Origin of the sequence: uncultured Aquincola sp., assembly GCF_964001545.1 — a bacterium.
GTDB lineage: Bacteria > Pseudomonadota > Gammaproteobacteria > Burkholderiales > Burkholderiaceae_C > Aquincola.
In genome coordinates, this window is record NZ_CAXFDV010000361.1 from 1 (window position 1) to 6663 (window position 6663).

A 6663-nucleotide genomic window follows, 5' to 3' on the forward strand; every position below is an offset into this window, starting at 1 on the left:
GTGTCAGCAGTCGCTGCCCATGCACACCGGCGCGGCCGCCGGCGCCCTGCGCGGGCGCAGCACCACCGACCAGGCCGCGTCGGCCCGCGGCTGCCAGGCCAGCCGGCCGTCGGGCTGCAGCGTCAATTCGCGGCGCAGCACCGACTGCTGCACGTTGCCGCCCACCACCTGCACCCGCCGGGCCGCGGCGTCGATGGACACCACCACATCGCAGTGCATGGGGGTGGGCGGTCCGGCGCCCTGGCCATCGCGGATGGCCGACAGCGGCAGCGGGCGCTGCGCGGCATCGGCGGTGCGCGGCAGGCACACCAGATCGCCGGGCAGCACCGGCGCCGGGGTGGGCAGCGCCTCGAAAGCGGAGCTCAGGCCGTCGCGTGCTGCCACGATGTACTGCGCATGGGCAGCCGCGAAGCGGAACTCGCGCGGTGAAAAGCCCGCCTGCCGCATCACCGCGCTGACGAATGCGGCCGACCAGGGAGCGGTGCGCTCGGGCTGGCCGAACTCGGGGCGCCATTCGGCCACGCAACGGTCGGTCTGGCCACAGCTGTGCCGTTCGCGCCCGGTGCCGTTGGCACCCAGGGCGCGCCAGTACTCGTTGACCACGGGGCACAACGCGGCCGTCTGCTCGGCGCCGCATCCGTCGTCCACCGGCCGGCAGCGGCCATCGGGCAGCAAGGCGCAGCCCTCACCGCCCTGGCTGCCGGCCCAGCCGCTGCCCCAGCGGCGCCATTCGGCATCGGCGATGCGGGCGATCGCCGCCACCTGCTGCGGCCCCACCGTGGTGGGCGCCACGCGTTGCTGGCTGGCGCAGCCGCCCAGCCACAGCGCCAGGCCCACCGCCGCGCCAAGCCAGGCGGGCGAGCGATGAACGCCCGATAAACGTCTGAAAACCATGCGCGGTGTAGGAAGTTGCCTGACAAGAGCCTGGAAAAAGCGGGACTCAACACACAGAGATGGGCCACTGTCGCCCCCCTGTTCGGGGTTCTAAAGTTACCTCCATCGCAGCACGCCCCAGACGCTGCCACCACCCAGGAGCCCGCCATGACCGCCGACCAGATCCTCGCCGAAATCCGTGAAGCCAACCTCAGCTACCTGATGCTGGCGCAAAGCCTGATTCGCGCCGATCGCGAGCAGGCGCTCTACCGCCTGGGCATCAGCGAAGACACCGCGACGCTGATCGGCACGCTGTCGGCCGCGCAGATCATGAAGATTGCCTCGGGCAACACCTTGCTGTGCCGCTTTCGCATGGACGACGAACTCGTGTGGAACCTGCTGACCAGCCACGGCAAGGCTTCGGCCAACGACGCGGTCAACCGCCTGCATGCTTCCATCCTGATGGCCGGTCGCCATCAAGAAGCCGCCTGATCTTCCTCCTGGCACATTTGGAATGTGCTTGGCGGGCCGCAAGGCCCGCTTTTTTTATGGGCGCCTCACGGCGCACCCAGAAACAAAACGGGCCCCGAAGGGCCCGTTTTGCCAGCACTTCGCGGTGCTTACATCGACCGACGACGGAAGGCGATCAGGCCGACCGCACCCAGGCCGGCCAGCATCAGGGCGTAGGTTTCAGGTTCCGGCACCGCGGCCACGGGGGTCAGCAGCAGCTGGCCGCTGAAGGCGCCCTTGGCGGCACCGAACTGCGTGCCGGTGAAGGTGAGGGTGAGCGGAAGGGCCGAGGTGAGAGCCACTTCGCCGAACAGCGCCTTGCCCTTGTTGTTCACCGTCAGGTCCCAGGGCTGCGAATTCAGCGTGATGCTGCTGAACGAGAAGTTGCCGCCGCTGACGGTGCCGCTGATGTCGTACACGCCAGCAGTGGCGCCCTTGCTGGTGTCCAGCGTGAAGCTGAAGGTGCTGGTGCCGGCGGTGATGTCCTTGACGCTGAAAGCGAAGGTCGACGACTGCGGGTCGGTGGTGAAGCTTTCAGACTGGCTGGCAGCAAAAGACTGGACACCGACGACGGCCAGCGCGGCGGCTACAGCGAAGTGATGGAGTTTCATTGGATGTGATCCCTGTTGGACGGCGCCCCTTGGGTGGGGCGAGAGATCCAAGTCTCCGGGATCCGATCCATCCACCCACCCCCTTGATTTGATGGATGTGATGATTGAACGTCATCTTGAAGCCACAAGAACGCCAATTTGGCAATTAATCACGCTTCAATGGGCCATCCGCCGCACCCGCCGCTGCGGCCTCGCGCAACTTGTCCTTCTTGCTTTTACGCCGGCCTTTGACGCCGCCGTTCACATCCGCCACTGGCGCCACCGACGGCGCGACAGGATCGGCAGGCTCGAACCCCGCCACCTGCTCGCGTGGCAGCCGCTGCCCCTGGCGCTTTTCAATCAAGCGGAAATGCGCCTCCGACGCCGGGGTGACGAAGCTGATGGCCACGCCGCTGGCCCCTGCCCGACCTGTGCGGCCGATGCGGTGGGTGTAGTCGGTGGCCGAGCGCGGCAGGTCGTAGTTCACCACCATCGGTAGGCGCGGCACATGGATGCCGCGGCCCGCCAGGTCGGTGGCCACCAGCACCCGCAGAGCGCCTGATTTGAAAGCGGCCAAGGCTTCGGTGCGGGCGCCCTGGCTCAGCTCGCCGTGCAGCGCAGCGGCGGGGATGCCGGCGCGCCGCAGCTTGTCGGCCACCAGTTCGGTGGTGTAGCGGCTGGCGGCGAACACCAGCACCTGGCGCGTGCTGCCTTCTCCCGTGCCCTGCTCCACCAGATGGCGAAGCAGTTGCGTGCGCCTCGGCGGGTCGACCACGATGGCGCGCTGGAGGATGTCGGGTGGCACCTGGGCCACCACCTGCGCAGCCTGCAGTTGCACCGGCTGGTGCAACAGAGACTCTGCCAATGCCTGCACGCCCGGGGCGAAGGTCGCGGAAAACAGCAGGTTCTGGCGGCGGTTAGGCAGCAGCGCCAGCACACGCTGCAATTCGTCGGCAAAGCCCAGGTCCAGCAGGCGGTCGGCTTCGTCCAGCACCAGGGTTTGCACACCATCCAGCCGCAGCGCGTTGTGCTGCACCAGGTCGAGCAGGCGGCCCGGCGTGGCCACCACGAAGTCGGCGTCACCGCGCAAGGCCATCATCTGCGGGTTGATGGAGACGCCGCCGAACACCGCCACGGTCTTCACGCGCACAGGCAGTTCACGGGTCATCTCCTGCCAGGTGTCGGCCACCTGCGCCGCCAGCTCGCGCGTGGGCACCAGCACCAGGGCGCGCAGGCGGCGCGGGCCTTCACGGTGGGTGGCCAGCAGCTGCTGCAGCAGCGGCAGCACGAAAGCCGCCGTCTTGCCCGAGCCGGTGTGGGCCTGGGCCATCACGTCGACACCACGCAACACGGCGGGGATGGCGCTGGACTGGATGTCGGTGGGTTGCTCGTAGCCGCGGGCTTCGACGGCTTGCTGCAAGGCGGGGCACAGGCCCAGGGAGGCAAAAGACATGGTGCATTGTCCGGCACGGGCGGCCGCCTGACGGCTTGTCAGGCACGAGGCCGGGTGGGGTAGGCCCTTTCGTACAGGCACAAGCACCCACCGCCGGCTGCCCCGCGGGTGCGCGCTGGCCATCATGGCCGGGTCATTGGACTTGAACGAAGGAGTTAGGCATGAACGACCGCGACGTGATCGGAGTACTGAACGACCTGATCGAGACTTCCAAGGACGGCGAATACGGCTTTGCCAAATCGGCTGAGCGCGTGGATGCGCCCGCGCTGAAGGAAACCCTGCAACGCCGCGCGGCCGACTGCGCCCGCGGCGCCGCCGAGCTGCAGACCCTGGTGGTGCGCTTCGGTGGCAAGCCGGAAGAAGGCGGCAGTGCCGCCGGTGCGCTGCACCGCGGCTGGGTGTCCATCAAGGAAGCGCTGACGCCGGGCAGTGGCGACCACGCGGTGCTGGCCGAGTGCGAGCGCGGCGAAGACACCGCGCTGGCGGCCTACCGCAAGGCCCTGAAGGAAGAGCTGCCGGCCGAAGTGCGCCAGGTGCTGGAGCGCCAGATGCAGGGCGTGCAAGCCAACCACGACCAGATCAAGGCGCTGCGCGACTCCACCCCGGCCTGATCGACGGGAGACTGAACAAGAGGGCCGGTGCGGCCACGCACCGGCCCTTTTTGCATGCCTGCGCTTGCCCGCCCTTGCCTGCCCTTCAGGCCTTGCCGAAGCGCCCCAGCACGAAGTGCACCATCGCCGTGGCCAGTTCACGCTCGCCCACGAACACGCGCCCGATGCGCTGCTCGCGCTGCAGCAACTCGCCCTCGGATTCGTTGTGGGTGAGCACCACGATCTCGATGCCCGGGTTCAGCAGGTTGGCCGTCTCGGCCATTTGTCGCACGTCCAGCGTGTCAGGCGTGGCGATGACCAGCATGCTGGCCCGGGCCACGTGGGCCTGGATCAGCACCGCCGGATCGGCCGCATCCCCCGACACCGCCGGCACGCCCTGGCTGCGCAGCGCCTCCACCAGTTCACGGTTCTGCTCGGCCACCACATAAGGCACGCCAGCTTCGGCCAGCGCCGCGGCAATGCGGCGGCCCACCCGCCCATAACCGACCAGCACGACCTGGCCTGAGAGGAAGCGCTCGGCCGTGGTGGTGGGCAGTTCGGCCAGCGGGTCGTCCGAGGCCTCCAGCCGGCGGGCCAGTGCCGAGTGGCGCAGGATCCAGCGCCGCGCCGGCTGAATGGCCGCGAACACCAGCGGGTTGAGCGCCATCGAGATCAAGGCGCCGGCCAGGATCAGGCTTTGCCCTTCGGCCGGCAGCAGCCCCAGCTTCATGCCCAGCGCCGCCAGGATGAAGCTGAACTCACCGATTTGCGCCAAGCCGGCCGAGACCGTAAGCGCCGTGTTCAGCGGGTAGCGGAACAGCAGCACGATGAGCGTGGCCGCCAGCGACTTGCCCACCACCACGATGGCCACCACCAGCAGCACCTTCAGCGGCTCGTCGATCAGCACATGCGGGTCGAACAGCATGCCCACCGACACGAAGAAGAGCACGGCAAAGGCATCGCGCAGCGGCAGCGATTCTTCGGCGGCGCGGTGCGAAAACTCCGATTCGCGCATGACCATGCCGGCGAAGAAGGCGCCCAGCGCGAAAGAGACTCCGAACAGCGCCGCCGAGCCATAGGCAATGCCCACCGCCGCCGCCACCACGCACAGCGTGAACAGCTCGCGCGAGCCGGTGCGCGTGACCTGCCACAGCAGCCATGGAAACACGCGCCGGCCCACCAGCAGCATCAGGCCGATGAACACGGCCACCTGCAGCAGCGTCCAGCCTACGCTGCGCAGCAGTTCGGGCCCCGGCGCCGCCTGGCCGCCCAGCCAGCCGGCCAGCGGTGGCAGCAGCACCAGCACCAGCACCATCGCCAGGTCTTCCACCACCAGCCAGCCCACGGCGATGCGGCCGTTCATCGAATCGAGCACGCCCGCCGATTCCAGCGCCTTGAGCAGCACCACCGTGCTGGCCACCGACAGGCTGAGGCCGAACACCAGCCCCGCGCCCAGGCTCCAGCCCCAGGCCCAGCTGACCAGGCCACCCAGCAGCGTGGCCACCGTCATCTGCACCACGGCGCCCGGCAAGGCAATGCGGCGCACCGCCAACAGGTCGTCCAGCGAAAAATGCAGGCCGACGCCAAACATCAGCAGCATCACGCCGATCTCGGCCAGCTGGCTGGCAATGTCCAGGTCGGCCACGAAGCCGGGCGTGGAAGGACCGATGAGCACGCCGGCCACGAGATAACCCACCAGCGCCGGCAGCTTGAGCCGGGCGGCTGCAAACCCCAGTAACAACGCCAGACCCAAGGCCGCGGCGATGGTGGTGATCAATGAAACGCTGTGTGGCACACCCGCCCTCCTGCTTGTTTTGTCGGCTCCTCAGGTGGAGTGTGGGTGCAGGGGCCGGTTCCATGCGCCGGCAAGGACAAGGCATAAAAAAACGCCCGCAGGGCGGGCGTTTTCAGAGGGGGTTGGAAACCCGCGATCAGCGCACGACGGCGATCTGTTCGCGCTTGCCACCCTTGTAGGTGAACAGGGTCAGCGCGCCGTTCTTGATATCGCCCTTTTCGTCGAAGGCGATGGTGCCGGTCACACCCTTGTAGTTTTCCTTGGCCAGCACCGGCAGGTACTTGGCCGGCTCGGCGGAATTGGCCTTGACCATCGCGTCGGCCATCACCATCACGGCGTCGTACACGTACGGCGCGTAGATCTGGACGTCGGCGTTGAACTTCTTCTTGAAGTCGGTCTTGAACTTGTCCATGGCGGCCTTTTGCTCGCCTTCCACGCCGCCGGCTTCCGCGCACACGACCTGGCCGTCACCCATGGTGCCGGCGGACAGCTTGGGCAGCTCGCCCGAGCAGATGCCGTCGCCGCCCATGAACTTGGCGTCGATGCCCAGCTGCTTCATCTGGCGCAGCATCGGGCCGGCCACGGCGTCCATGCCGCCGAAGAAGACCACATCGGGCTTCTTGCCCTTCAGGCTGGTCAAGATGGCGGTGAAGTCCGTCGCCTTGTCGTTGGTGAATTCACGGCCCACGGTCTTGCCGCCGGCGGCCTTCACGCCCTTCTCGAATTCGTCGGCCACGCCTTGGCCGTAGGCGGTGCGGTCGTCGATGACGGCGATCGACTTGCCCTTGAGTTCGGTCACGGCGTACTTGCCCAGCGTGCCACCCAGGTGCACGTCGTCAGCCACCACGCGGA

7 protein-coding genes are annotated in these 6663 nt (G+C 67.9%); 2 read left to right on the forward strand and 5 right to left on the reverse strand.

The features are described from left to right. Positions 1-3: 3 nt before the first annotated feature. Complete coding sequence (locus ABNT58_RS12390; protein ID WP_348753783.1) at positions 4-894, reverse strand: DUF2272 domain-containing protein; 891 nt, start codon at positions 892-894, stop codon at positions 4-6. Between the two features lie 147 nt (positions 895-1041). Here ABNT58_RS12390 and flhD point away from each other — a divergent pair, with 147 nt between their 5' ends. Further along, positions 1042-1365: a flagellar transcriptional regulator FlhD gene (gene flhD / locus ABNT58_RS12395; protein ID WP_250194931.1), complete on the forward strand. Its 324-nt coding sequence runs from the start codon at positions 1042-1044 to the stop codon at positions 1363-1365. Between the two features lie 128 nt (positions 1366-1493). On the opposite strand, the gene ABNT58_RS12400 is transcribed toward flhD, so the two are convergent. Together ABNT58_RS12400 and ABNT58_RS12405 are read right to left on the reverse strand one after the other, a co-directional pair. Continuing rightward, a complete protein-coding gene (locus tag ABNT58_RS12400; protein WP_348753784.1) occupies positions 1494-1994 on the reverse strand; it encodes an FxDxF family PEP-CTERM protein in 501 nt (166 codons plus the stop codon). Positions 1995-2139: 145 nt separating this feature from the next. Continuing rightward, on the reverse strand, positions 2140-3426 hold the full coding sequence (locus ABNT58_RS12405) for a DEAD/DEAH box helicase (RefSeq protein ID WP_348753785.1): 1287 nt from the start codon (positions 3424-3426) through the stop codon (positions 2140-2142). Positions 3427-3587: 161 nt separating this feature from the next. Here ABNT58_RS12405 and ABNT58_RS12410 point away from each other — a divergent pair, with 161 nt between their 5' ends. Beyond that, entirely contained in the window at positions 3588-4037 is a 450-nt protein-coding gene (locus ABNT58_RS12410; protein ID WP_348753786.1) for a PA2169 family four-helix-bundle protein, read from the forward strand. An 85-nt stretch (positions 4038-4122) separates the two neighbouring features. On the opposite strand, the gene ybaL is transcribed toward ABNT58_RS12410, so the two are convergent. Then, entirely contained in the window at positions 4123-5811 is a 1689-nt protein-coding gene (gene ybaL / locus ABNT58_RS12415; protein WP_348753787.1) for a YbaL family putative K(+) efflux transporter, read from the reverse strand. A gap of 136 nt (positions 5812-5947) precedes the next feature. Continuing rightward, positions 5948-6663 (reverse strand): branched-chain amino acid ABC transporter substrate-binding protein (locus ABNT58_RS12420; RefSeq protein WP_348753788.1); only part of this gene is annotated, 716 nt, incomplete at its 5' end.